Genomic DNA, 24,592 nt, shown 5'->3' with positions numbered 1-24,592 from the left:
CGTCGGCGCCGGCACCAAAACTTTTTTCCAGTTTCCTCTGGGAATCGCCAGGGACGAACAGCAGCGAACGCATGCGTCAGATCGCCTTCTTCAGCATCATCGCTTGCCTGGTGCATTTGGCGACGAGATCGCCATGCTGGTTGTAGGCGCGATGCTCGAATTCGACGATGCCGCGATCGGGTTTCGACCTGGATTCGCGCACCGAGATGACTGTCGTCTCGACCCGGATGGTGTCGCCATGGAAGACCGGATGCGGAAACACGGTCTCCTTCATGCCGAGATTGGCGACCGTAGTGCCGACTGTGATGTCATTGACCGAAATGCCGATCATCAAGCCGAGCGTGAACAGCGAGTTGACCAGCGGCTTGCCCCATTCGCTCCTGGCGGCGAAATCGAAGTCGATATGCAGCGGCTGCGGGTTCAGCGTCATTACCGAAAACAGCATGTTGTCGCTTTCGGTAACGGTCTTGCGCAGCGTGTGCTGGAAGACATGGCCGACAACGAACTCTTCGAGATAAAGCCCGGCCATTTCTTTCTCCTCACGTGCTTGACGGTGATAGGCGCTGCAAATCAGCCTCGCAAGCCAGTTAATGAACATGGTGAACGGTTCGTAAACCAATTCTGCCTACGGTCGTCAGTGGGGTCAGAAGCTTCTGACAAGGGGCGTAAGCAGGCGGGCATGGTTGTTGTTTCGCATTTTCTGAAATGGATCTACACGGCCAGGGTGTCGGAGCGTGCCGCGGCGGCGAGCGCTCTGGCCCGGGCCTATATCAATTCCGAATTGCCTTTCGAGGACCGTTGCGCCGCCGAGGCGGCGCTGACGCTATTGCTCGACGATGCCTCGTCGAAGGTGCGGCTGGCGATGGCCGAGGCGCTGTCGATGAGCCACCACGCGCCAATGCAGATCATCAGCGTGCTGGCCTCCGACCAGCCGGAAGTCGCCGGCGTGGTGCTGGCCCGCTCGCCGCTGCTCACCGACGCCGACCTGATCAACCGCGTGGCTTCAAGTCCGAAGGCGACACAGAAATTGATCGCCGACCGGCCACTCGTCTCGATGGCGCTGTCGGCGGCCATCGCCGAGATCGGCGAGGCGGACGCCTGCGCCGTGCTGCTCGCCAACAGCGGCGCCGACATCGCCTCGCTCAGCTTCCGCCGCATGGCCGAACGCCACGGCCATCTGCCCTTGGTGCGCGAGGCGCTGATATCGGATATCAGGCTGCCGGCCGACTGTCGGCATATGCTGCTCGTCAAGCTGGGCGAAATGTTGAAAACGTCGCCACTGGTGATGGCATTGATGGGCGCGGCGCGAGCCGACCGCGTCATGCGCGACGCCTGCGTCAAGGCTTCGGTGACGCTGATAGAAGGCACGCGCCAGGAAGAACATGCGGCCCTGATCGAGCATCTCAGGCTGCGCGGCGACCTTACCGCGAGCTTTCTGATCCGCACCATCGCGCATGGCAAGGTCGATTTCTTCGGCTCGGCGCTGGTCGCGCTCAGCCAGCAGTCCGAACAACGGGTGAGGGCGCTGCTGGCCGGCGGGCACGACGTGGCGTTGCAGGCGTTGTTCCGCAGCGCCGGCCTCGCCGCAGTCACCCATGCCATCATCCTGCGCGCGCTGAAGATCTGGCGCGAGGTCGCCAACGGCAAGCGCGTCGCCGGTGTGCAAGAGGTCAGCTGGCTGATGCTCAAGGAGGTGGGCGGGCAGTCCGCGGAAGGCGATCTTGCCACGCTGGTCAAGTCGATCCATCTCGACGCGCTGCGCGAAAACGCACGCGGCCACGCACTGGCGATAGCGGCGGCTTAGCCTTTATCCCTCGCGAAAAAGTCCGGGAAATCCTCCATCGCCGCGGCGATGATGCGCAGCGATGCTGCGATTTGCAGCAATTCGCCGGTGCCGTTTCGCTCGGCGATGTTCGCTGCGTACTGCCGGGCGACGGCGACGGTCGAGGTCTGTGGATCGCCGGGGGCGCGGAAAAGCAGTTCGCGCGCCAGTCCCCTCAGGAAGTTGGCGATCGAAAGCGCGGTCTCGGATGGAATGGCATGGCTTTGGCTTGCATCGCGCAGCCGAAGGACCTCCAGGCCGACGGTGACGGCGGCGACTCCGCCGCCCAGAACCGCATCGCCCTTCTGACCGGCATTCTGCACCAGCGGCATCAGCTGGTTGATGCGGTCGTAGGCGAGGCTCTCGAAGGCCGACCGCCTCGGCACCCGCTCATGCAGGCAAAGCCGCGCCAGATCCTCGCGCATGGCGCGCACGATCCGGTTGGCCGCGAGCCACGGATCGGCTGGCAGCACGACGATGAAGACACCGATCGCCAGCAGGATGCCGACCAGGATCGACGCCGACCCGGCGAAGAAGGGTACGGGATCGTAGGTCATCGCCTGGTGCGGGCTCAGGAAGGCGAGGAAGTTGATGGCGAAGGCCGTCGCCACGCCGACATAGCGTGGATTGGCCATGGCCAGCGCCGTCGGTACAAGAATGGGCACGACAAACAGCATGAACCAGCCGAAGCCCGGCAAAGCGGGCAGCGCGATCTGGCCGACGAGAAAGGCAAAGGGCAAAGCGAGCAGCGTTCCCTTGAAGAAACCCCAGGCGACCTGCACAGGGTCGGGGCGAGCAGCAAACAGGCTCGATACGACAGCAACGAGGATGACCGTGCCGGCCGCTTCCGACCATTTCGTCGTCAACCAGAAAGCCGCGACCAGCAGCGTGGCAAGGGCAGCGCGCAAGGCGTTACGCGATGCGCCGGCGTAATCGCGATGCACCACCAGCGCAGGCTGCCTGCTGCCCCTGGCCAGGCGCGTGGCAGGCGCGCGCAGGGCGTCGAGGCCGCGCAGCACCTGCTTGAGCGCCTCGGCGAAATCGGCGGCGATGGTCAGGCGGGTGATGGTGCCGACCCTGTCGTCGCCCTGGTCGGTCGAGGCATCTGGCATTTGCCGGGCGTTTCCGGAAATCGCATCGAGCCGAGCCACCCACAGCGCCGTATCGTCCAGCGCGCCGGGCTTGGTCGCCAGCTCGCTGACCAGCGACTGCAGTTCCGAGCGCACCGGGATGAGCGCCGCATTCTTCGGGGCGGCGTGCGAATGCAGCGCGCGTGCCGCCGACAGGGCCGAGAGCAGCTGTCCGATGGTGCGACGGACTGGATGGGCGCGCGGCGCGAAGCTCGGCGCCTCGAGCCTGGCATAGGCGCGCATCTCGCCGAGCGTCTGGGCATCAGTGATCAGCTTTCGGTGCAGCGTGGACAGCGTTGCCGGGTCGCCGCCGGAGAACGCACCGCCGGCATAGGTGGCAAGATCAAGGATACAGCGTTTCAGGCGCGAGACGATGGCGTCGCTGGCCAGTTTTGGCAGGATCAGGCGGCTGGTCAGGCCGGCGCAGACAATGCCAAGCACGATCTCGGCACATCGCGCGACCGCGAGGTCGACGACGAGATGCGGTTGTCCGAAGGCGGGCAGGCCGATGATCATTGCGGTGTAGCCGGCGAGCGCGGCGCCATAGGCTTCCGGATTGCGCAGCAGCGACGAGACGAAGGTGCAGATGCCGATCCAGACGGCAAGCACCGTCACCAGCACCCAGGGGTTGGTGCCGAATACGGTGGTGATGCCGATCGCCGCGACGCCGCCGACCAGCGTGCCGAGCAGCCGGTAGAAGCCCTTCGCCAGCACCATGCCGGCAACCGGCTGGGCGACGATGAACACCGTCATCATGGCCCATTGCGGGTGGTCGAGTTTTAGGGCGTAGGCGGCCAGCAGCGCTATCAGGCCGGCTGAAACGGTGCGAAGAGCGAAAATCCAGTCCGAGCGCGTCGGTTGCGTCAGGTCGGTCAAACTGGTTTCGAAATAGCCTTTCAGCCGTGCCGCAATCACACGCTGGTCTCCATATCAGAAGCGCAAGCTAAACCGGCTGATGGCTAGATATCCAGCACTTCCGTCTCGGCGAATTCGGCGCGTTCCTGGATGAAGCGGAAGCGGGCTTCCGGCTTGGTGCCCATCAACGCATCGACGGCGTCCTTGGTCGCCGCCTCGGCGTCGATCACGTCGATCCTGAGCAGCGTGCGCTTCCTCGGATCCATGGTGGTTTCCTTGAGCTGGGCCGCCATCATCTCGCCCAGGCCCTTGAAGCGGCCGAGTTCGACCTTGCCGCGCCCGGTGAATTCGGTGCGCAGGAGCTCGTCCTTGTGCGCGTCGTCGCGGGCATAGGCGACCTTGCCGCCTTGCCTGATCGAGTAAAGCGGCGGCACCGCTAGGTAGAGATGGCCGCCACGCACAAGTGCCGGCATCTCCTGATAGAAGAAGGTGATCAGCAGCGAGGCGATGTGGGCGCCGTCGACATCAGCGTCGGTCATGATGATCACGCGGTCGTAGCGCAGATCCTCATCGCGGTACTTCGAACGCGTACCGCAGCCGAGCGCCTGGATCAGGTCCGAAATCTGTTGGTTGCCGGCGAGCTTGTCGTTGCCGGCGCTGGCGACGTTGAGGATTTTTCCGCGCAGCGGCAGGACGGCCTGGCTGGCGCGGTCGCGCGCCTGCTTGGCCGAGCCGCCGGCCGAGTCACCTTCGACGATGAACAGTTCAGCGCCGGCCGCGGCATTCTGCGTGCAATCGGCGAGCTTGCCCGGCAGCCGCAGTTTGCGCACCGCGCTCTTGCGCGACACCTCTTTTTCCTGCCGTCGGCGCACCCTCTCGTCGGCGCGCGCGATCACCCATTCGAGCAGCTTCGAGGCTTCCTGCGGATTGTCGGCCAGCCAATGGTCGAACGGATCGCGGATCGCGGTCTCGACAATTCGAATTGCCTCGATCGTCGCCAGCCTGTCCTTGGTCTGGCCGACGAATTCCGGCTCGCGGATGAACACCGACAGCATGCCCGCCGCCGAGATCATGACGTCTTCCGAGGTCACGATCGAGGCGCGCTTGTTGCCGACGAGATCGGCATAGGCGCGCAGGCCCCGCGTCAGCACGTTGCGGAAGCCGGCTTCGTGGGTGCCGCCTTCGCCGGTCGGGATGGTGTTGCAGTAGGAATTGATGAAGCCGTCGCCGCCGAACCAGGTCACCGCCCATTCGAGCGAGCCATGGCCGCCTTGTTTCTCGCTCTTGCCGGCGAAGATTTCGCGAGTCACCTGGAAGTCGTCGCCGAGCGATGCCTTGAGATAATCCTTCAGGCCGCCGGGAAAATGGAATTCAGCCTTGGCCGGTGTCTGATCTTTTTCCTTGATCAGCGACGGATCGCAGGTCCAGCGGATCTCGACACCACCGAACAAATAGGCTTTCGAGCGCGTCATGCGGTAGAGCCGCGCCGGTTCGAACGCAGCGCCCTTGCCGAAAATCTGCTCGTCGGGGTGGAATCGGATCTTTGTGCCGCGCCGGTTGTGGATTTCGCCCAGTTGCTCCAGGCCGGTCACGGGAACGCCGCGCGAGAATTTTTGTCGATACAGTTGCCGTCCCCGCGCGACCTCGACCTCGAGATGGTCCGACAGCGCGTTGACCACGGACACGCCGACGCCATGCAGGCCACCTGATGTCTCGTAAACCTTGGAGTCGAACTTGCCGCCCGAATGCAGCGTCGTCATGATCACTTCGAGCGCCGGCTTCTTGAACTTCGGGTGCGGATCGATCGGGATGCCGCGGCCATTGTCGGTCACGGCGAGATAGCCGTCGGCCGAGAGCTCGACATCGATGAAGGTGGCATGGCCGGCTACCGCCTCGTCCATCGAATTGTCGATGACCTCGGCGAACAGATGGTGCATCGCCTTGTCGTCGGTGCCGCCGATATACATGCCTGGCCGGCGGCGCACCGGCTCCAGCCCTTCCAGCACCTCGATGTCGGCAGCGCTATAGCCCTCGCTGCCATCCTTGATTGAGGCAGGACGCTTGGTGGCCTGCACCAGCGGATCCGCCGGGCGCGCCGGTGTGCGAACCGGCTGCGGCTGCTTGTCCATATTGCCGAAGAGATCGTTGTTGTCGTCCATGCCTGCCATAGGGTCCGGTGCTGCGAATCACCTCGCGATACTGCCACGCTTTTCAGCGCCAAGCGACCGAGGTTCCTGTTCCGTTCGGGGATCTGATCCCTCTTAACCCAAAACCATTCGATAACCAAGCTGGCGGAAATAGGTCCGATGCCGCCGCGCAAGATTCCTGATTCTTTAACAATGCGGCCTAGCGTGAGCCCAACAAAACAAGAAACTGCTGATATCAGGGGTTTAGGCGTGAGGGGCAAGGCCATATCGATGATCGGCATCGCCGCCGTTTTCGGGGCGATCTCGATCTTTGCCGCGGATTTCTGGGTCAAAAGCCAGGCCGAGGCCGATTCCGAAGAGAAGACGTCGTCGATCCCGGCACTTGTTGTGCCGAAGGTCGAGTTCAAGACCATCGTGGTGGCGAATGCCCCATTGCGCTACGGCATGGCGCTCGACCGCGCGCAGCTCAGCGAAATCCCGTGGTCGCAAGAGGCCGTGCCGCAGGGCGCCTTCACCACCATCAATGCCTTGCTCGCCGACGGCACTCGCGTGGTGCTGTCGCCTATCGAGGTCAACGAACCGGTGCTGCTGACCAAGCTGTCTGGGCCAAATGGCCGCGCGACGCTTTCCAACATGATGACGCCCGGAATGCGGGCGGTCACCATCCGCACCGACGAGATAGCCGGCGTCGGCGGCTTCGTCACGCCCGGTGACCGCGTTGACGTGGTGCTGACGCGCGATGCCGGCGAAATTCAGGAAGTGGCCAAGAATGCGCAAGGGGCCGCCGGTTCGACCATCACCTCCGAGATCGTCGTCGCCGATGCCAAGGTGCTGAGCGTCGGGCAGGGCGCCGACGAGCGCCAGACGACGCCGCAGATTTCCAATTCGGTGACTATCGAGGTGACGACAGACGGCGCGCAGAAAGTGGCGTTGGCCCGCACCGTCGGCACCTTGTCCCTGTCGCTTCGATCCGCCAGCGAAGGCGGTGACGGCAAGAACGGCGTCACCACCATCTCCTCCTTCGGCGGATCGGTCGCCTCGGATGTGCAGGCCGCGGCCGGCTCGGTGTTCGACGCCGTCACCAAGGAGCCGGAGAAACCGAAGTTCAAGACGGTCATCGTAACGCGCGGCACGAAGGCCGAGGAATACCAGGTTCCTTCGCGGGACCAGAAATAAGCCAGTGGGGACTGGGTGAGGGACGGGACAATGTTCGGGCTGTTCACATATCGGGTCATGGGGCGGTTGCGCATTTTGCGTGCGGTGGCTGTCGCGTCTTCGCTGGCTGCTGCCGCGATGCTGGCTTTCGGCGCCTCGGCGAGAGCTGACAACGACATCGTCTATGTGTCGTCGACCAAGAATGCGTCGATCAAGGTTGCCAAGGGCAAGCCGAAGACGATCATGACCAGTGCCGCCTTCTACCAGATCGTCATCGGCGACCCGGAGATCGCCAACGTCAATCCGCTGACCGACAAATCCTTCTACGTGCTCGGCAACAATCTCGGCACTACCGGCATTGCGCTGTTCGATGAGAAGAAGCAGCTTGTCGGCACCGTCGACATCGAGGTGACGCTCGACACAGACCAGCTGGCCAGCACCATTCGGGCCAGCGTGCCGGATGCCAGGATCAAGGTCGGATCGGCCAACGGCCGGGTCGTGCTGTCGGGCGAGGCGGATGACGCGGTCGCCGCCGAAAAGGCAAACAAGATCGCGACGCGCTTTTCCGGCACCGAGGAGGTCATCAACTCGGTCAACATCTCATCGTCGCAGCAGGTCCAGCTCAATGTCCGTTTTGTCGAGATCAACCGCCAGGCGGGTCAGGATCTGGGCGCCAAATACGCCGCCAATTTTGCCTACGGCCTCGGTGGCCGCGACGTCTCGATCGATCCGGGTACAGTGCCGGCCGCCGGCACCGGCGAGATCATCGGCAGGCTTTTGTCGAACGGCGTGTCGATCGATATCGCCATCAAGGCGCTAGAAGAGCGCGGCCTGGCGCGGCGGCTGGCCGAGCCGAACCTGATCGCCCGTTCCGGCCAGACAGCGAGCTTTCTCGCCGGCGGCGAATTCCCGATCCCGGTCTCCGAGGACGACGGCAAGATCTCGGTCAGCTACAAGAAATACGGCGTCAGCCTGGATTTCACGCCGACCGTCCTCAAGGATGGGCTGGTCAGTCTGGACATCGCGCCGGAAGTCTCCTCGATCGACGCGTCGGCCTCCTACAATATCGGGACCATCTCGGTTCCCGGCTTCATCGTGCGCCGTGCCAGGACGTCGGTAGACCTGAAGAACGGCCAGAGCTTCATGATCGCTGGACTGCTGCAGTCGCAAAACGACATCACCACGTCGCGCATTCCCGGCCTCGGCAAGATGCCGGTGCTTGGGGCGCTGTTTTCCTCGAAATCCTATCAGCGGCGCGAGACCGACCTCGTCATCATCGTGACGCCCTATCTGGTCAAGCCGGTCGATCCGGAGAAGAAGCTCGTCGAGCCGACCGATGGCACGCAGCCGGCCAGCAACGCCGACTATTTTCTCAACAACACCGAGGAAGTGAAGGATTCCGATGCCGGTCGCACCGTGGCGCTGGCAGACGGCCGCGTCACTCAACCTGCAGCGGCCGCTTCGGCTGGGCATTTCCTCGACCTGCCGAAGGATTGAAGTCATGCGTCTGGTCTTTGGATCGAGCGTCGCCTTGCTGCTGACCGGCTTTGCCGCCGGCTGCACCAGCGACGACTATGTGCGCAGCGAAGGGCCGACGGCCGGCGCCGGAAATGCGCAGGCCGCCAACACCGTCATGCAGATGGTCGATCCCTGGAAATACGGGGTCCAGAACACCAGGCTCCTGGTGCCGGCCCAACGAGGCAGTGCCGCGGCTGTCACACCCGATCAGGCGGCCGGTGCCAAGGCGTCGCAGTCCAGCACGACCAATTGATCCCACGGGCAAATGATCCAACGGTCGATCGACCTGACAGGCTGACAGAATGGCAAACGGCATCAAGACCAGGAAGATCCTGCTCGTATCGACCGACAGGACATTTGCGCAGGACACGCGCACCGCATTTTCCGCCTCCGAGATCATACAGCTCTCGACAGTGGAGAAGAACGTCACCGAGTTGCGCGGCGAGATCCAGGAAGCCGACTTCGGCGCCATCATCGTCGACATGGATGCGGCAAGGCTGGAGGAGGTCGAGTCGCTGCAGCGCATTATGCGCCGGCTGGAGGACAAGGTTCCGGTCGTCGTCGTCACGCAGGAGTTCAACGCCGCCGCGGTGCGCATTCTGGTGCAGCTCAAGGTCGCGGATTTCCTGGTCAAGCCGATCACCACGGCCGATCTGGTGCGCTCCGTCGTGCGGGCGCTGCAGGGACCCGGGCGCGAGGAAAACACCGAATCGCAGATCTACACCTTCATGCCTGCCGCGGGCGGCGTCGGCACCACCACGCTGGCGCTGCAGACCGCCTTCCAGCTGCATCACTCGGCGACGCGCGGCGCCTCGACCTGCGTCGTCGATCTCAATTTCCAGCAGGGCGCCTGTGCCGAATATCTCGACCTCGAACCGCGTTTCGACATCACCGAGATCGAGAACCAGCCCGAGCGTCTCGACCGGCAACTGCTCGACGTGATGCTGTCCAAGCATGCCAGCGGGCTGTGCGTGCTGGCGGCACCGGCGCATCCAGCAGAGATGCGCTCGTTCAAGACCGATGTCGTGGTGCGCATGCTGGACCTCGTTTCGGCCTATTTCGACAATGTCGTCATCGACATGCCACGCACCTGGTTTCCATGGACGGAAACCGTGCTGCTCGGTTCCAACAAGCTCTACATCGTCGCGGAAATGACGGTGCCGTGCCTGCGCCACACCCAGCGGCTGATCCAGGCGGTCTACGAGACTGCCGGCAAGGAAGTGAAGCCGAACGTCATCGTCAACCGTTTCGAACAGAAGATGTTCGACAACGGCATCAAGCAGGCGGACGTCCAGGAAATTCTCGGCGAGCATTTCGTCGGCGGTATCGCCAACAACTATCGGCTGGTGCGCGAGGCGGTCGATCGCGGCGTGCCGCTGCACGAGATCGATCCCAACGCCAATGTCGTCAACGATCTGAAAAAGATCATCCTGCCGGAGGAAGCGGTCCCAACACGGGCGAAATCGCGCTCGCTGTTTGGCATGGGCCGTGAATTGCTGCAGAGGAAAGCCGGATGACCAGCCGCTTCTCCGCCCTGCAGAACCGCGATGCGCTTCCGCAGCGCGTGCCTGAGACGACGCCGGTCACCCATCATGCCGTCGTCATTCCGACCAGCCGAAAGGCTTTGCCGGCAAAGCCGGACACAGCGCCGGCAAAGAATGCCAACAAGGTGCTCGATGCGCGCGTGCGTATCCACCGGCTGCTGCTCGAAGAGATCAATCTTGTCGCGCTGGAGCGTTTGCCGAAGGATGAGATGCGCCGGCAAGTGCGTGATTTCGTGTCGGAAAAGACCAAGCAGGAGCGGATGGCGATCAACACCGTCGAGCTTGACGCGCTGGTCGACGACATCGTCGACGAGATGGTCGGCCTCGGTCCGCTCGAGCCGCTGCTCAAGGACCCCGACATCAACGATATCCTGATCAACGGCCACATGAACTGCTTTGTCGAAAAGAAGGGCAAGCTGCAGCCGGTCCACATTCCGTTCAAGGATGAGGCGCATCTTCTGCGCATCGTCAACAAGATCGTCGCCGCGGTCGGTCGCCGTGTCGACGAATCGCAGCCGATGGTCGATGCCCGCATGCTGGACGGCTCGCGCTTCAACGCGGCCATCCGCCCGGTTGCGGTCGATGGGCCGCTGGTGTCGATCCGCAAATTTTCCAAGAACAAGCTCGGCCTGCACAAACTGGTCGAATTCGGCGCCATCACCCAGAACATGGCCGAAGTGCTGGCGGCGGCCGTGCATGCCCGCAAGACGACGATCATTTCGGGCGGTACCGGCACCGGCAAGACGACCATGCTCAATGCGCTGTCGGCCTTCATTCCGGAAGACGAGCGGCTGATCACCATCGAGGACGCGGCCGAGCTCCAACTGCAGCAGCCGCATGTCGCGCGTATGGAAACACGTCCGGCCAACATCGAAGGCCATGGCGAGCTGAAGCAGCGCGACCTGGTCAAGAACGCACTGCGCATGCGCCCCGACCGCGTCATCCTCGGCGAGTGCCGGGGCGAGGAGGCTTTCGACATGCTGCAGGCAATGAACACCGGCCACGAAGGGTCGATGGCGACCATCCATGCCAACACGCCGCGCGACGCCATTTCGCGGCTCGAGCAGATGCTCGGCATGACCGGCATGCCGATGACGGTGCAGTCGATCCGCAGCCAGATCGCCAGCGCGCTCGACCTGATCGTTCAGCTGACGCGCCTGTCCGACGGCAAGCGCAAGGTGACCAGTGTCGCCGAGGTGACCGGCATGGAAGGAGATGTCATCCAGATGCAGGAGATCTTCCGCTTTGTGCGTACCGGCATGGAGGCCGACGGCAGGATTCTGGGCCACTACGAGGCGACCGGCATCCGGCCGCGCTTCCTCGAGGATCTGCGCGCCATGGGCATCGAGTTTCCCGGACGATATTTCGAACCCGGCCGGCCGCAGGAGTAGCCAAGTGTTCGATGGAATGAGCGCTATCTATGTCGTTTATGCCGCGGCCGCGCTGACCGGCATCCTGATCGCCGAGGCCTGCTACCTGCTTTATGCCGGCCGCAGCGACAAGCGCACCGCCATCAACCGGCGCATGAAGCTGCAGGAAAACAAGATCAGCCAGGAGCAGGTGCTTGTCCAACTGCGCAAGGAACGCGGCCTCGACGCAGGCACGCCGCTGTTTTCGCTGGATCGGTTCCGCGCTTTGCGAACCCAGTCGGGCATGATCATGCCGCTGTCGAAATTCCTGATGATCAGCTGCGGCGTGGCGATGGCGATGACCCTGGTCGCCATCTGGTACGGCTTGCCGCCGCTGATGGGGCTTGTGCTGTTTGTGGTGCTTGTGCCGGTGCTGCCGGTGATCACGCTGCGCTTCAAGCGCAAGCGCCGGGTAAAGCGGTTCGGCATGCAATTGCCGGAGGCGCTGGAACTGATCACGCGTGGCCTGAAGGCCGGCCATCCGGTGCCGGTGGCGATCGCCATGGTGGCGCGCGAGATGCCCGACCCGATCGGCACCGAGTTCGGCGTCATCGCCGACGAGGTGACATATGGCTCCGATCTGGTTTCGGCGTTGAACTCGCTGTTCGACCGGGTCGGCCAGGAGGATTTGCCGCTGTTCGTCACCGCCGTCTCGATCCAGACCAGTTCGGGCGGCAATCTGCGCGAGATCCTCGACGGCCTGGCGACGACGATCCGCGAGCGCGGCAAGCTGCGCCGCAAGGTGCGCGCCATTGCGACAGAAGGTCGGATGTCGGCCTACATCCTGACAGCGGTGCCGGCGTTGCTGTTCACCGCCATTATGGCGCTGATGCCGGGCTTCTACCGCGACGTCTGGGGCGCGGCGAAAACCTGGTACCTGCTCGGCGGCTCGATCACCTGGCTGATGCTGGGCAATCTGATCATGTTCAAAATGTCGAATTTCAAGTTCTGACATGCAGGGCTTCATCGAATTCCTCGCCTCGCTTGCGCCGACCTCATTGATGCCGGTGGCCATCCTGCTGCTGGCGGCGGGTGCTGCCGCTGTTGCCTGGCCTGTTGTCATGGCGAAGGGCGACCGCAACGAGGTCATGCGCCGGCTCAGGGTCGACAACGGCCCCGTGGCCGCCAAACCAGAGCCGGTGCAGAAGAAGAATACCGGCGTCGTGCGCGAGAAGGCAGTGAAGCGGGCGCAGGAATTCTACGCCAGGAGCGATCCGGAAAATGTCGCCCGGCTGCGCATGAAGCTCATCCAGGCGGGCTACATGGAGCCGCGCGCTGTCGGCACGTTCTTCCTGATCCGGTTCAGCGCGATGATCGGCACGGCAATCGGTGTGTTTGTGCTCAACCGGTGGATGGCCAGCCCGGACGCGACGATGGCCAGTCGCTGGACATTCGTCATCCTGTCGGGAGCGGCCGGCTATTTCCTGCCCGGCCTGGTGTTGAGCCAGAAAGTGCGGGAACGCAGGCGCGAGTACCGCAACGGCTTTCCCGATTTCATGGACCTGATGATTGTCTGCTCGGATGCCGGCATGAGCATGGAGGCCGGCATAGAGCGCGTCTCCAAGGAACTCGCCAAGACCTATCCCGCGCTCAGCCAGAACCTGCAGCTGGTGTCGTTGGAGCTGAGGGCAGGGCGCAGCCTCGACGATGCGCTGAAGGCGCTCGCCGACCGCCTCAGCCTGGACGAAGTGCGTTCCTTCGCCACGCTGCTGCAGCAGTCCAAGGAACTCGGCACCAGCCTGTCGGGGGCGTTGCGCGTTTTTTCCGACGACATGCGCCATAAGCGTATGTCGTTGGCCGAGGAAAAGGCGCACGCTCTGCCGGCCAAGATGTCGGTGCCGGTGGTGGTATGCATCCTACCGGTGGTGCTGATGATCGCGGCCATTCCAGTCATCGTCAAAATGACGGCGCAATAGCATGATGCCGAAAGGTGTGAGGCTTCGATTCGAGCTGAAATCGTCCGGCTCTAGCGAGCGCCCCACAAAAGTCCTAGCAGGGGGACTGACAAACCATTGTTATGACCGTACTCGGCCTTGCAGGTGAGAAGTCCATGCTGTTGCGCACCCTCTTCCTCGGCCTTGCCGCAGCCACCCTGTCGCCCGCCTGGGCCGTGGCCGACGATTGCGGCGATGCCGCCGCCCTGGTGCAGCAGGCCTATCCCAAAGCTCGAAAGAGCGCCGACGGCACCTCGTTCACGCTCGAACCTCATATCAGCATCGCCCTGACGGATGGCGACGCGCCGTTTGGGCTGAGCTGCAAGATCTGGCCTGCCCATGACGACCTGCTGTTGGTAGCCGTGCCGCTGATCGACAGCGCCCAATCCAGCGACGATGGCCATGTCGGCGATATCGAGCTTCTGGTCGTCGACAGGAACAGCCAGCGTGTGCGCCTGCGCCTGCTCCAGCCGGGGCTGATCGCCGATGATGCCATCGCCATCCGCAAGATCGAGTTCGATACCGGCCGCTACAGGCTGGCGCCCGGGGTGATGGCCTTCGGCCTGCGCATCGAAATCGCGAACCATTCGCAGGCCAATCCCTTCAGCGAAACCGACCTGCGGCTTTATGTTCTCGCCGACGATGCCCTGCGCCTGGTACTCGATGGCCTTGTCGTGGCCGGCAATGGCGGCGAGGGCGACACCAATTGCGCGGGATCCTTTCATTCGACCGAGGTCAGCCTGGCAATGAGCCCGACGAGCCATCACGGCTATCACGACATGGTCGCGCTCGAGCGGACGCAAACCGATGACCCGTCTCCCGACAAGGATGGCGAGTGCCAGTCCCATCCCGGCAAGCCGGTGAAACGGACCTACCGGCTGCGCTATGACGGCAACCGCTATCCGGTTCCTGAAGTACTCAAGGTCATGGGGCCGTGAAAGGCCGCTCGCTTCCTTGCTGCCGGGATTCTCTTAGGAATAGGTCTTCGTCTGGTGCCTGGTGGTTAATGGCTGGTGTGCCCGAAGCCGAATTTTGGCGGCGTTTCGGCACCGAAGTTTAATCGCCGCTGATATATTGTGTTTCCTGAAGAACGACCCGGCAAATCGGGCGATGAGGCAGGGGCATGCGTCACAGTAATTTCACGGCAATGGCCGCAATGGCGGCCGTCTTGATGATGTCTGGCTGTACGACGAGTGGCGTCGACACCACCAAGACCACCGCCATCCAACCGGCGGCAAACGACACCGAAACCTCCGATCTGGCGCAAGGCAAGGCGCAGTTTCGCGACGCCAATTACGGCCTCGCCGAAAAGCACTTCCGCAAGGCCGTCGAGTTGAAAGCCGACAATGCGGAGGCCTGGATGGGGCTCGCCGCTTCCTATGATGAACTCGGCCGCTTCGACTTCGCCGACCGAGCCTACGGCCAGCTTTTGAAGGTCGCCGGCCGCAAGCCGCAGATCGTCAACAATATGGGCTATTCGCAACTGCTGCGCGGCAATCGCAAGAAGGCCAAGGCGTTGCTGCTCGAAGCGAAGGCCGGCATGGCCGATCCAACAGTCGTCAACGCCAACCTCGCTCTCTTGAACAAGGGTTGATCTCGCATCCATGGGTCCGGTTTCGGGACACGTGCCATCGACGCTTTGTAAACCCTATCCGCAGGTTGCATCGAAGGATTGCCTGAAAACCCGTATCTGAGGGCTGCCGCTGACCTAGAATGCAGCGCAACCGCCGACGCTCAAGAGGCCCTTGCCCGATATGCTGGACTTCAGTTCGCTTCTGCTCGCAGCCGCGCTGTCGGGCATATGCCTCAGCGTCACCATGTTTGCCATTTGGTTCACCGCGCCCAAGGCAGGTTTCGTGCTGACGGTTGCGTGCGGAATTCTGGTGCTCGTTGCGCATGTGATCCTGTTCTGGCGGTACACCAAGGATCCCGATCCGCTGCTTTGCCAGATCGTGCTTGCACTGCTCAGCCTGGGGTTCCTGATCATCTGCTTGTCGGCCATGCAATTTCTGGGGGTGCCCGGCTACGGACGTGCCGTTGCACCTGCGCTTGCCGCCATGGCCATTTGTGCCGTCGTGACCTTTATGGGCTTTGACGGCATTGGCTTCATAGTCACCTACACCACGGTGACGGCGCTGCTGTCGGCGATCGGCGCCATGTTCTGGATCAACGGCAGTCACGATCGCCGCATCCTTCTGGTGGTTTCGTTTCTGAGCGGCACCTGCGCGATGTCGTTTGCGCTTTGCGGCGTGGTTCTGCTGACCAAGGGGCAATGGACGCTCGGGGTTGCGCCCGACAACTGGGCCGAACGATTGAATTCCGTGGTGGCGGTCGCCTGCATGACCGGGCTCGGAGCATTGACGCTCTCCCTCCATCATCTGCAGGCGCAAATTGAACTCAAGGCCGAGACCATGACCGACCCGCTGACTGGGTTGCTGAACCGCCGGGCATTGACGTCGCTCTACGGCGAACGGAGTTTCGGTCCGTTCATGTCCATCGTCATGTTCGACCTCGACCATTTCAAGCGGACGAACGATGTCTACGGTCACCCGGTAGGGGATCAGGTCTTGTGCCGTTTTGCCGCCGTCATCAAGAAATATGCCCGGCCCGGCGTCGACGCTTTTCGCCTTGGCGGCGAGGAGTTCGCAATCGTCATGTCGCGGATGACGGATGAAAAGGCTTACGATCTCGCCAGCAAGATAGGCGTGGCGTTCGGCACCGAAATCGTCCCCACCCAGCTCGGCAAGTTGCGCAGCACGGTCAGCGGCGGCATCGGCTTTGGCGAGGCAAGCGGCAGCAGGCTGGACAACGTGCTCGCCGAGGCGGACGCGGCGCTCTATGCCGCCAAACGCGCCGGACGAAATTGCGTCATCAGCCGCAAGAGGATGGGCAAGGCCGAGCCGATCAAGCCGGCCTTGCGCTCAGCGTAATTACTCCGCGGCACCCAGATAATCCGACAGCGGCGGGCACGAGCAGACCAGGTTGCGGTCGCCGGCGACATTGTCGATGCGTGACACCGGGGGCCAGTACTTGGCTGCCGTGTCGGCGTCGCCGGCCGGATAGGCCGCTTCCAGGCGCGAGTAGGGATGGGTCCACTGGCCGGCCAGCGCCTCGGAGGCGGTGTGCGGCGCGTTGACCAGCGGATTGTCGGCCAAAGGCCATTCGCCCCTGGCGACTTTTGCTGCCTCTGCCGATATGGCGATCATCGCCTCGCAGAAGCGGTCGAGTTCCCGCTTGGGCTCGGACTCGGTCGGCTCCACCATCAGCGTGCCGGCAACCGGGAACGACATGGTCGGCGCGTGGAAACCATAATCGATCAGGCGCTTGGCGATATCGTCGACACTGATGCCTGCACTCTCCTTGAGCACACGGGTGTCGAGGATGCATTCATGCGCGACGCGTCCCTGCCTGCCCTTGTAGAGCACCGGGAAATGCGCACCGAGCCGCGTCGCGATGTAGTTGGCGGACAGGATCGCCGTCTCGGTCGCCTGCTTGAGGCCCGAGGCGCCCATCATGCGGATATACATCCAGGTGATCGGCAGGATCGAGGCGCTGCCGAAGGGGGCGGCGGAGACGGCGTGCGCCGAGCCTTCGGTGACATGGCCGGGCAAATACGGCTTCAAATGCGCCTTGACGCCGATCGGCCCGATGCCGGGTCCGCCGCCGCCATGCGGTATGCAGAAGGTCTTGTGCAGGTTCATGTGGCAGACATCGGCGCCAATGTCGCCGGGACGGGCAAGCCCGACCAGCGCGTTGAGGTTGGCACCGTCGAAATAGACCTGGCCGCCATGCTCATGGATCAGTGCGCAGAGATCGCGTGCGCCTTCCTCGAACACGCCATGCGTCGAGGGATAGGTGAACATCAGCGCCGCGAGATTTTGCGCATGCTCAGTCGCCTTGGCCTTCATGTCGTCCATGTCGATGTTGCCGTCTTCGGTGCAGCGCACGACGACGACGTTCATGCCGGCCATCGCCGCGCTCGCGGGATTGGTACCATGCGCCGAGGAGGGGATCAGGCAGACGGTGCGGTGGTTGTCGCCGCGTGAGCGGTGATAGCCGCGGATGGCGAGCAGGCCGGCATATTCGCCCTGGCTCCCGGCATTGGGCTGCAAGGTGACGGCGTCGAATCCGGTGATCTCCGACAGCCAGCCCTCCAACTCACCGATCATGGCACGGTAGCCTGTCGAGTGCGCGGCCGGGGCGAAAGGGTGCAGATCGGCAATGCTCGGCCAACTCACCGGCATCATCTCGGCGGCGGCGTTGAGCTTCATGGTGCAGGACCCCAGCGGGATCATGGCGCGGTCGAGCGCCAGGTCCTTGTCGGCCAGCCGGCGCAGGAAGCGCATCATCTCGGTTTCCGACTTGTTTTCGTGGAAAACAGGCTGGGTCAGGAACTCCTTGCCGCGCGGCTTGCCGGGCACCGTGCTGTCGGCGGAGACACCAGCCTTGGCGCCGAACAGGGCCGCGATTGCGTCGAGATCGGCCTCGGTCGAGGTTTCGTCGAAGGCAATGCCGATATGATCGGCATCGACGGCACGCAGCAACCTGCCACCCTTTTCAGCCGCAGTGGCGATCGAAGCTGCCTTACCCTTCACCTCGGCCGTCACCGTGTCGAAGCGGCTTGAACCGAGCACGGAGATACCTGCTGCTTTGAGCCCGGAGGCAAGACGATTGGCCAGCGTGTGGATGCGCCCGGCAATCGCCTGCAGCCCGGCGGGACCGTGCCAGATGGCATAGGCAGTCGCCATGTTGGCGAGCAACGCCTGCGCGGTGCAGATGTTGGAGGTCGCCTTGTCGCGGCGGATATGCTGTTCGCGCGTCTGCAAGGCAAGCCGGTACCCAGGCCGGCCCTTGCTGTCGGTGGACTGGCCAACCAGGCGGCCGGGCATCAACCGCGTGAGCCTGTCGGAGACGGCGCAATAGGCCGCGTGCGGGCCGCCAAAGCCCATCGGCACGCCAAAACGCTGCATCGGGCCGACGGCGATGTCGGCGCCGAGCTTGGCCGGCGCGTCGGTCAGCGTCAGGCCGAGCGGGTCGGCGATGAAGACGACGATAGCCCCGGTCGCGCGCGCCTTGTCGATCGCTGCCTTGTGGTCGCCATAGACGCCAAACGTATCCGGCCAGGAGACGAGCAGGGCGGCGGTGTTGTCGTCGATCGTCTCGCCATCGATCTCGATGCCGAGCGGCTCGGCGCGGGTGCGCACCACGTCCAGCGTCTGCGGATGCGGCGTGCCGGCAAGTGCGACCTTGGTTCGCTTGTCACGGTGGTGGCGTAAGGCGATGCCGACGGCTTCGGCCACGGCGGTTGCTTCATCGAGCAGCGAGGCCGAGGCCACCGGCAGGCCGGTCAATTCGGTGACCAGCGTCTGGAAGTTGAACAGCATTTCGAGCCGGCCTTGGCTGATCTCTGCCTGATAGGGCGTGTAGGCCGTGTACCAGGCAGGATTCTCGAACAGATTGCGCTGGATAACCGGCGGGACATGGACGCCGTGATAACCGGCGCCGATGAAGCTCTTCAGCACTGTATTCCCGGACATGACAGCCGAGAGTTCGGCCAGCGCTTCCGCCTCGCTCGCCGGTGCTGGCAGGGCAAGCGGCCGATCGAGCCGGATCGACTTCGGTACGGACTGGCTGATCAGCGTCTCGATCGAGGGCACGCCGATGGCGGCCAGCATCGCTCTGGTGTCGTTGAGGCCGGGACCGATATGGCGGGCCGAGAAGGGGTAGGGTGCTGCGGTCATGTCAATAAGTCCTGGTATCAACCGATATGGGCTTTGTAGGCGGCCTCATCCATGAGACCGGCGAGCTGGCTTTCGTCGGCAAGCTTCATCTTCCACAGCCAGCCGGCTCCGGTTGCTGCCGAGTTGACCAGCGACGGGTCCGACGACAGCGTGCCGTTCGCTTCAGTGATCTCGCCATCGACCGGTGCATAGACATCGGATGCCGCCTTGACGGATTCGACCACGACGGCGGTGTCGCCCTTGGTCAATTTCTTTCCGGTCTCCGGTAGTTCGACGAAGACGAGGTCGCCGAGCTGCTCCTGCGCGTAATCAGTGATGCCGACCGTGGCGATGCCGCCCTCGACGCGGAGCCACTCGTGATCTGATGTGAAATAGGTCGTTGCCATTGAGATCATCCTTTGCGGTAGCGATGCGGTGTGAAGGGCAGGGAACTGATATCGACTGGGATTTTTGTGCCGCGCACGTCGGCGAACACCCGCGTTCCGGGCTTTGCCAGAGGTGTCGAGACATAGCCCATGGCGACCGGATGGCCGGCCGAGGGGCCGAAACCGCCCGATGTGACCTGGCCGGCCGGATTGCCGTCGGCGTCGAAGAGCGCGGCACCGCCACGCACCGGCTGGCGACCTTCCGGCTTAAGCCCGACCCGCTTTTGCGCGGGTCCTTGTTCCACGGCGGCGCGGAGCGCATCGGCGCCGATGAAAGCGCCGGAAGCGCGGATGTCCTTTGGAATTGCCCACATCAAGGCGGCGCTGGCCGGATTGGTCTCCGGCGTGATGTCCTGGCCATGCAGGCACAGCCCTGCCTCCAGCCGCAGACTGTCGCGGGCGGCCAGGCCGATCCACAGCACGCGTTCATCGCCGAGCAGCTTCGCGACGAGATCGCGTGCATCGGCTTCCGGCAGGCCGATCTCGAAACCGTCCTCGCCGGTATAGCCCGACCGGCTCATGAACCAGTTCTTGCGCGGTTCGACACCATGCATGAAAAGCAGCGAGCCGGTCTCGATGCCGGCGCGGGAAAGGGCGGCCCAGGCTTCAGGACCCTGGATGGCCAGGAAGACGCGGTCGAGCGGCTCGACCCTGGCGTCGAAATCCGCGGCAAGTGCACGCAAATGCTTTTCGTCGGCGACGGCGTTGCCTGCGTTGGCGACTATCATGAACCTGCTATCGCCAAGTCTGGTGACGATGAGGTCGTCCAGGATGCCGCCTGCCTCGTTGAGGAAAAAGGACAGTTTGGACTGTGAGATTTGGAGTGCGCCTGCATCCAAGGGGCAAGCGCGGTTGAGCAGCGCAACCGCCTCCGGCCCGCTGACTTCGAACAGCTTCATATGCGAGATGTCGAACAGGCCGGCCTGTTCGCGGGTGTGAAGATGTTCCTTCATGACGCCCGCCGGATAGGTCAGCGGCATCGACCAGCCGGCAAAAGCACCGAAGCGCGCACCGGCGGTTACATGGATGTCTTCGAGGGGGAGGTGTCTTGTATCGTCGCCCGTCATGTCGTCTCCAGAGTCGCACGCAATCGGTCGCGAATGGCGACCAGTCCGTGCCCCTCTGTCTGAAGCCTGAGAGACTCGCGCAGCCGGAGCTCTGTCAGCGGCGCTTACACCTTCGGCGCGGGGGCAAGCCCCGACTTTCCAGAGTGTCTTTCCCGTCTACGGTTCTTTTGCCTGAGAGATTTCGGGCGATTTCCCCTTCGGCGACAGCTCTCGCTGTTCTCTCCCGCAAACAGGTAGGACTCAGACCCTGAGTCCTCGACGCGCCATCCATAGCTCGCGCGCGGCGGCTTGTCACCTGTCAGCGACATCTAAAGCGCGTGCGTACCATTCTTCAAAACCGCGGCACGTTTTTGGGCGACATGCGTTGGCCGACAAGTCTTCGCTAACCACGCCGTTTGCCGGTTTTTCAAGACACTGCTGATATGTTGGCGTGTATGACGCTTGGGGCCGGCGCTTGGCGACGGCGGACGGGGACGACAAATGGGCGAATTGATCATGAGCGCGCCGGTGGCCGGGCTGACCTCGAAAAGCCGCATCGCCGCGGAGGACGTAGCGATGTTGCGCCATGAAGTGTTCGGCGACGGCGTCGTGACGCGCGGCGAGGCCGAGGCGCTGTTTGCGCTCGATGCAACGGCGAAGGACAAATGCCAGGAATGGCCGCCCTTCTTCGTCGAGGCGGTCACCGACTATATCGTCCACCAGGAAAAGCCGTCGGGCTATATCTCGCAAGACAATGCCGACTGGCTGATCCGCACGATCTCGCGCGATGGCATGGTCGACAGCCGGACCGAGCTCGAATTGCTGGTGCATGTGCTGGAACAGGCGAAATCGTCGCCGAGCCAACTTTGTGTGTATGCGCTGGAGCAGGTGGCGCATGCCGTCATTGACGGCAAGGGGCCGCTGATGCTCGGCGGCACGCTGGCTCCCGGCCTCATCGCACAGGCGGAGGTCGAGTTGCTGCGCCGGATCCTCCACGCCCATGGCGGCGACGGCAACATCGCCATCACGCGCGCCGAGGCCGAGGTGCTGTTCAAGATCAACGAGTGCACTGCCCAAGGGCACAATGATCCGTCCTGGAACGAGCTGTTCGTCAAGGCGATCGCCAATTTCATCATGTGCTCGGCCGGCTACGAAGCACCGACGCGCGATGTGGCGCTGCGCCGTGATGCCTTCCTCGAACATGCCGATCCGGAAATCGGCGGCTTCTTCAGCCGCATGATCTCCGGCGGCCTTGCCGGCATCATGGAAGCCTATCGGTCGCCAGGCGACATCGAGGCCGAGTGGGAAGCCAAGAACAGGGCGGCCGAGGCTCTGGCCCGCCGCGCCGAGACGGTCGATGCCGGCGAAGCCGGCTGGCTGATCGAACATATCGGCGTCGACAGGCCTCTTTATGAGAACGAACGCGCGCTGTTGACCCTGATCAAGCACGCCTCACCGGAAATCCATCCGGCGCTGAGGCCGCTGCTCGACAAGGTCGCCTGAGCGGTAGGGGTTGCCTGAGCGGTAGGGGGTTGCCTCGGTCAAAGCTGGGGTTGCCCGATTAGATCTGGTCGACGTCGATGTATATCCTTGCCAAGCCTTCCCTGACGGTCGACATGGCATCGGCGACACTGATGGCGATGTGGTCGTGCATGAGCCTTGCGGCGCTGTTGGCATCGCGGGCTACCATGGCCCGGGCGATTTCGCTATGTTCGGTGTAGGTTGTCGACAATCGCCGGTGCTTCTCCACTTCGATCTTGCGAACGAAATGGATGCGCGTGTTGATGCCTTCGAGCATGCGCGCCAGTTCGGGATTGCCTGACAGCCTGGCGATGCGGATGTGAAATTCCTCGTCCCTGGCGGTCAGTTCGGCGCTGGAAAACGAGTCGGCGCGCGCCATGGTGAGCGCCCACCAGTCGACGAGCGTGGCAAGCTCCTCATCTGTCGCGCGCTGGACCGCCAGCCTGACGGAGCGCTCCTCGAGCACCGCTCGCACGTCGGAAAGATTGACGATCTCGTCGACATCGAAGCCCCGGCAAAAGAAGCCGCGATTGGTCTGGAAGGTGATGAGTTCCTCCGTGACCAGCCGCTGGAGAGCTTCCCGGATCGGGCTGCGGCTGACATTCAGCCTCGCGGCAAGCGCCACTTCGTTGATGCGTTCGTTCGGCTTGAAGCGATAGTCCATCGCCATGCGACGGATCTCTTCATAGACACGCGGGCCGGTCTTGATCGGCTTGGATGCCAACGCCGCATTGTTGTCCTGGTTGGTTTGTCTGGTGGGTCGAAGCATGGCGTCGTCAAGCCTTTGCGGCGCTTGGTTCGGCGAACCGCGCCTGTGTGGGAAGGATGCCGTCGAGGGCGATCGGCGCTGCCCGGCCGGCGATCAGATCGGCGACGATACGGGCCGATCCATGCGCCATGGTCCAGCCGATATGGCCGTGCCCGGTGTTCAGCCACAGGTTTCGGATGTCGCGCAGGCCGAGGATCGGCAGGTTGTCGGGCGTCATGGGCCTCAGGCAGGCCCGCATCTCGGCGCGATCATAGGCGATGCCGCGCGGGAACAGGTCCTGCGTGACGCGCTTCATGAAGGCGAAATCCGAAGGCTTGTGGCTGCGATCATAGCCCGCGAATTCCGCGGTGGCGGTCACGCGGATGCGATCGCCCATCGGCGTGATGGCGACGAGATTGTGCTCATCGATGACAGGGAGTTTTGGAGCCAGCGCCTGATCGACGATGGGAATGGTCATGGAATATCCCTTGACCGGATAGATCGGCAGACCAAGGCCGATCTTGCGGGCGAGGACGGGGCTCTCGGCGCCGAGACACAGAACGTAGGTGTCGGCCAGAAACTCTCCCTTGTCGGTGACGATCTTGGTGATCGTTTCCTTTCTGCGTTCGATCCCCACGATCCTGGTCCCTGTCAGGATCTTGCCGCCCCTATTTTCGACGATGGCCGCCAGCGCGCGCGTGAACTTGGCGGCGTCGCCGGTTTCGTCGGTCGGACACAATACGCCGCCGGCAATGTTGTCGCGCGACAAAGCCAGCGCCGGCTCGCGGTCAACGATTTCCTGCGCGTCGACGATACGGATCTCCTGGCCGTCGGCCTCCAGCAGGCGCATGTTGGCGATGCCCTTGTCGAGCGCCTGGCGGTTGCGGTGGAAGTAAAGAATGCCGGCCGATGTCCTGTCGTACTGGATCGCTTCCTCCCTGACGACCGCCTGCAGGACCGATTGGGAATGGACCGCAAGCCGATGTTTGAGAAGGGTGTTGCGACGCGCTTTGGCGGCCGTGCATTGCATGAGGAAGCGCAGCGACCAGCTGTAGAGATGCGGGTCGGCGGAGAGCTTGAAACGAAGCGCCTGGTCTTTCTGGAACAGCGACTTCAGCAGGATTTTTGGCGCGGCCGGCGATGACCAGACGAAGGAATGGCCGGGCGCGATCATGCCGGCATTTGCCCAGCTTGCCCCTTCGGCCACCTGTGATGCCTGCTCGAGAACGGTGACCGTGTGGCCGTCCTTCTGCAACTGATAGGCAGTGGTGATCCCGACAACGCCACCGCCCAAGATCAATATGCGCATCGCTGACCCGAATGGTTGTCGTTTCTATTGTCGACAATTCAACAGGAAGACGCTGGCCATTGTCAACGGCGCGTGGGTCGACGATCGATTCACCGTTCAGACAGGGCGAAATCCGGCATTTCCCGGTTCCCAAAATTGGAACGGAGCTCTTGACACGTTTGGCAAAGTTGTCGCTTCTATTGTCGACAATTCTGATTGGCATCAGGAAGGGGACTGCGCCATGGACGCCCCGCTTAGCCGCGCCGACGATGCGCTTGTCGTCGACAAGGAACACATTCCCTTCAAGAC

The 24,592-nt window shown here is 63.2% G+C and carries 21 protein-coding genes and 1 riboswitch; of the genes, 13 read left to right on the top strand and 8 right to left on the bottom strand.

The window, feature by feature from the left end:
* Positions 1-76 precede the first annotated feature (76 nt).
* Positions 77-529, bottom strand: a complete 453-nt coding sequence (locus EN964_RS02730) for a MaoC family dehydratase (protein WP_127271750.1) — start codon at positions 527-529, stop codon at positions 77-79.
* Positions 530-679: 150 nt separating this feature from the next.
* Between EN964_RS02730 and EN964_RS02725 the strand changes: the two genes are divergently transcribed.
* Complete coding sequence (locus EN964_RS02725; RefSeq protein ID WP_127270718.1) at positions 680-1,804, top strand: DUF2336 domain-containing protein; 1,125 nt, start codon at positions 680-682, stop codon at positions 1,802-1,804.
* Here EN964_RS02725 and EN964_RS02720 read toward each other — a convergent pair.
* Positions 1,801-3,867, bottom strand: a complete 2,067-nt coding sequence (locus EN964_RS02720) for an FUSC family protein (protein ID WP_127270720.1) — start codon at positions 3,865-3,867, stop codon at positions 1,801-1,803. The two genes, EN964_RS02725 and EN964_RS02720, sit on opposite strands and share 4 nt — an antisense overlap.
* A gap of 44 nt (positions 3,868-3,911) precedes the next feature.
* Positions 3,912-5,966, bottom strand: coding sequence for a DNA topoisomerase IV subunit B (gene parE / locus EN964_RS02715; RefSeq protein ID WP_127270722.1), 2,055 nt, complete (start codon positions 5,964-5,966; stop codon positions 3,912-3,914).
* A 237-nt stretch (positions 5,967-6,203) separates the two neighbouring features.
* Here parE and cpaB point away from each other — a divergent pair, with 237 nt between their 5' ends.
* The 10 genes from cpaB (at position 6,204) to EN964_RS02665 (ending at position 16,444) form a co-directional block, all read left to right on the top strand.
* A complete protein-coding gene (gene cpaB, locus EN964_RS02710) occupies positions 6,204-7,130 on the top strand; it encodes a Flp pilus assembly protein CpaB (protein ID WP_236382800.1) in 927 nt (308 codons plus the stop codon).
* A gap of 57 nt (positions 7,131-7,187) precedes the next feature.
* On the top strand, positions 7,188-8,606 hold the full coding sequence (locus EN964_RS02705; RefSeq protein WP_372958887.1) for a type II and III secretion system protein family protein: 1,419 nt from the start codon (positions 7,188-7,190) through the stop codon (positions 8,604-8,606).
* 4 nt (positions 8,607-8,610) lie between these two features.
* Positions 8,611-8,880, top strand: coding sequence for a hypothetical protein (locus EN964_RS02700; RefSeq protein ID WP_127269273.1), 270 nt, complete (start codon positions 8,611-8,613; stop codon positions 8,878-8,880).
* Positions 8,881-8,929: 49 nt separating this feature from the next.
* The gene (locus tag EN964_RS02695; protein ID WP_127276152.1) at positions 8,930-10,144 is read left to right on the top strand and encodes a CpaE family protein; all 1,215 of its coding nucleotides are present in this window, start codon (positions 8,930-8,932) and stop codon (positions 10,142-10,144) included.
* On the top strand, positions 10,141-11,562 hold the full coding sequence (locus EN964_RS02690) for a CpaF family protein (RefSeq protein ID WP_127276150.1): 1,422 nt from the start codon (positions 10,141-10,143) through the stop codon (positions 11,560-11,562). The genes EN964_RS02695 and EN964_RS02690 overlap by 4 nt, the downstream gene beginning before the upstream one ends.
* Positions 11,563-11,566: 4 nt before the next feature.
* Positions 11,567-12,532, top strand: a complete 966-nt coding sequence (locus EN964_RS02685) for a type II secretion system F family protein (RefSeq protein ID WP_127270727.1) — start codon at positions 11,567-11,569, stop codon at positions 12,530-12,532.
* A gap of 1 nt (position 12,533) precedes the next feature.
* Positions 12,534-13,496: a type II secretion system F family protein gene (locus EN964_RS02680; protein WP_127270729.1), complete on the top strand. Its 963-nt coding sequence runs from the start codon at positions 12,534-12,536 to the stop codon at positions 13,494-13,496.
* 134 nt (positions 13,497-13,630) lie between these two features.
* Positions 13,631-14,452 (top strand): hypothetical protein, encoded by an 822-nt coding sequence (locus EN964_RS02675; protein WP_127270732.1) that lies wholly within the window; start codon positions 13,631-13,633, stop codon positions 14,450-14,452.
* 185 nt (positions 14,453-14,637) lie between these two features.
* Entirely contained in the window at positions 14,638-15,108 is a 471-nt protein-coding gene (locus EN964_RS02670) for a hypothetical protein (RefSeq protein ID WP_127267794.1), read from the top strand.
* A 160-nt stretch (positions 15,109-15,268) separates the two neighbouring features.
* Positions 15,269-16,444 carry a GGDEF domain-containing protein gene (locus EN964_RS02665; RefSeq protein WP_127267795.1) on the top strand — a complete coding sequence of 392 codons (1,176 nt, stop codon included), beginning with the start codon at positions 15,269-15,271 and terminating at the stop codon, positions 16,442-16,444.
* On the opposite strand, the gene gcvP is transcribed toward EN964_RS02665, so the two are convergent.
* The 3 genes from gcvP to gcvT are packed head-to-tail and all read right to left on the bottom strand — an operon-like array spanning position 16,445 to position 20,747.
* Positions 16,445-19,255: an aminomethyl-transferring glycine dehydrogenase gene (gcvP, locus tag EN964_RS02660; protein ID WP_127270734.1), complete on the bottom strand. Its 2,811-nt coding sequence runs from the start codon at positions 19,253-19,255 to the stop codon at positions 16,445-16,447.
* Between the two features lie 17 nt (positions 19,256-19,272).
* Positions 19,273-19,641, bottom strand: coding sequence for a glycine cleavage system protein GcvH (gcvH, locus tag EN964_RS02655; protein ID WP_013531953.1), 369 nt, complete (start codon positions 19,639-19,641; stop codon positions 19,273-19,275).
* 5 nt (positions 19,642-19,646) lie between these two features.
* On the bottom strand, positions 19,647-20,747 hold the full coding sequence (gene gcvT, locus EN964_RS02650) for a glycine cleavage system aminomethyltransferase GcvT (RefSeq protein WP_127267797.1): 1,101 nt from the start codon (positions 20,745-20,747) through the stop codon (positions 19,647-19,649).
* A gap of 149 nt (positions 20,748-20,896) precedes the next feature.
* Positions 20,897-20,983, bottom strand: a riboswitch (glycine riboswitch).
* Between the two features lie 244 nt (positions 20,984-21,227).
* Between gcvT and EN964_RS02645 the strand changes: the two genes are divergently transcribed.
* Positions 21,228-22,229: a hypothetical protein gene (locus tag EN964_RS02645; RefSeq protein WP_127267798.1), complete on the top strand. Its 1,002-nt coding sequence runs from the start codon at positions 21,228-21,230 to the stop codon at positions 22,227-22,229.
* 58 nt (positions 22,230-22,287) lie between these two features.
* Here the strand turns inward: EN964_RS02645 and EN964_RS02640 are convergent, their stop codons facing one another.
* On the bottom strand, positions 22,288-23,016 hold the full coding sequence (locus EN964_RS02640; RefSeq protein ID WP_127267799.1) for a GntR family transcriptional regulator: 729 nt from the start codon (positions 23,014-23,016) through the stop codon (positions 22,288-22,290).
* A 7-nt stretch (positions 23,017-23,023) separates the two neighbouring features.
* Positions 23,024-24,304 carry a D-amino acid dehydrogenase gene (locus tag EN964_RS02635; protein WP_127267800.1) on the bottom strand — a complete coding sequence of 427 codons (1,281 nt, stop codon included), beginning with the start codon at positions 24,302-24,304 and terminating at the stop codon, positions 23,024-23,026.
* Here EN964_RS02635 and EN964_RS02630 point away from each other — a divergent pair.
* A partial coding sequence (locus EN964_RS02630) for a hypothetical protein (protein ID WP_164775713.1) occupies positions 24,297-24,592 on the top strand: 296 nt, incomplete at its 3' end. The two genes, EN964_RS02635 and EN964_RS02630, sit on opposite strands and share 8 nt — an antisense overlap.

Origin of the sequence: Mesorhizobium sp. M7A.F.Ca.CA.001.10.2.1 (assembly GCF_003998575.1) — a bacterium.
Taxonomy (GTDB): domain Bacteria; phylum Pseudomonadota; class Alphaproteobacteria; order Rhizobiales; family Rhizobiaceae; genus Mesorhizobium.
The sequence above is the reverse complement of the archived record's forward strand: the minus strand, read 5'-3'. Positions and strand labels throughout refer to the sequence as shown.

What these genes read in the sequence shown, in the direction of transcription:
- EN964_RS02700 (WP_127269273.1), top strand. Translation starts at nt 8,611, where the DNA reads ATGCGTCTGGTCTTTGGATCGAGCGTCGCCTTGCTGCTGACCGGCTTT.
- EN964_RS02665 (WP_127267795.1), top strand. Translation starts at nt 15,269, where the DNA reads ATGCTGGACTTCAGTTCGCTTCTGCTCGCAGCCGCGCTGTCGGGCATA.
- gcvP (WP_127270734.1), bottom strand. Translation starts at nt 19,255, where the DNA reads ATGACCGCAGCACCCTACCCCTTCTCGGCCCGCCATATCGGTCCCGGC.
- gcvT (WP_127267797.1), bottom strand. Translation starts at nt 20,747, where the DNA reads ATGACGGGCGACGATACAAGACACCTCCCCCTCGAAGACATCCATGTA.
- EN964_RS02635 (WP_127267800.1), bottom strand. Translation starts at nt 24,304, where the DNA reads ATGCGCATATTGATCTTGGGCGGTGGCGTTGTCGGGATCACCACTGCC.
- EN964_RS02705 (WP_372958887.1), top strand. Translation starts at nt 7,188, where the DNA reads ATGGGGCGGTTGCGCATTTTGCGTGCGGTGGCTGTCGCGTCTTCGCTG.
- EN964_RS02675 (WP_127270732.1), top strand. Translation starts at nt 13,631, where the DNA reads ATGCTGTTGCGCACCCTCTTCCTCGGCCTTGCCGCAGCCACCCTGTCG.
- parE (WP_127270722.1), bottom strand. Translation starts at nt 5,966, where the DNA reads ATGGACGACAACAACGATCTCTTCGGCAATATGGACAAGCAGCCGCAG.
- EN964_RS02645 (WP_127267798.1), top strand. Translation starts at nt 21,228, where the DNA reads ATGGGCGAATTGATCATGAGCGCGCCGGTGGCCGGGCTGACCTCGAAA.
- gcvH (WP_013531953.1), bottom strand. Translation starts at nt 19,641, where the DNA reads ATGGCAACGACCTATTTCACATCAGATCACGAGTGGCTCCGCGTCGAG.
- EN964_RS02730 (WP_127271750.1), bottom strand. Translation starts at nt 529, where the DNA reads ATGGCCGGGCTTTATCTCGAAGAGTTCGTTGTCGGCCATGTCTTCCAG.
- EN964_RS02670 (WP_127267794.1), top strand. Translation starts at nt 14,638, where the DNA reads ATGCGTCACAGTAATTTCACGGCAATGGCCGCAATGGCGGCCGTCTTG.
- EN964_RS02680 (WP_127270729.1), top strand. Translation starts at nt 12,534, where the DNA reads ATGCAGGGCTTCATCGAATTCCTCGCCTCGCTTGCGCCGACCTCATTG.
- EN964_RS02725 (WP_127270718.1), top strand. Translation starts at nt 680, where the DNA reads ATGGTTGTTGTTTCGCATTTTCTGAAATGGATCTACACGGCCAGGGTG.
- EN964_RS02690 (WP_127276150.1), top strand. Translation starts at nt 10,141, where the DNA reads ATGACCAGCCGCTTCTCCGCCCTGCAGAACCGCGATGCGCTTCCGCAG.
- EN964_RS02695 (WP_127276152.1), top strand. Translation starts at nt 8,930, where the DNA reads ATGGCAAACGGCATCAAGACCAGGAAGATCCTGCTCGTATCGACCGAC.
- EN964_RS02640 (WP_127267799.1), bottom strand. Translation starts at nt 23,016, where the DNA reads ATGCTTCGACCCACCAGACAAACCAACCAGGACAACAATGCGGCGTTG.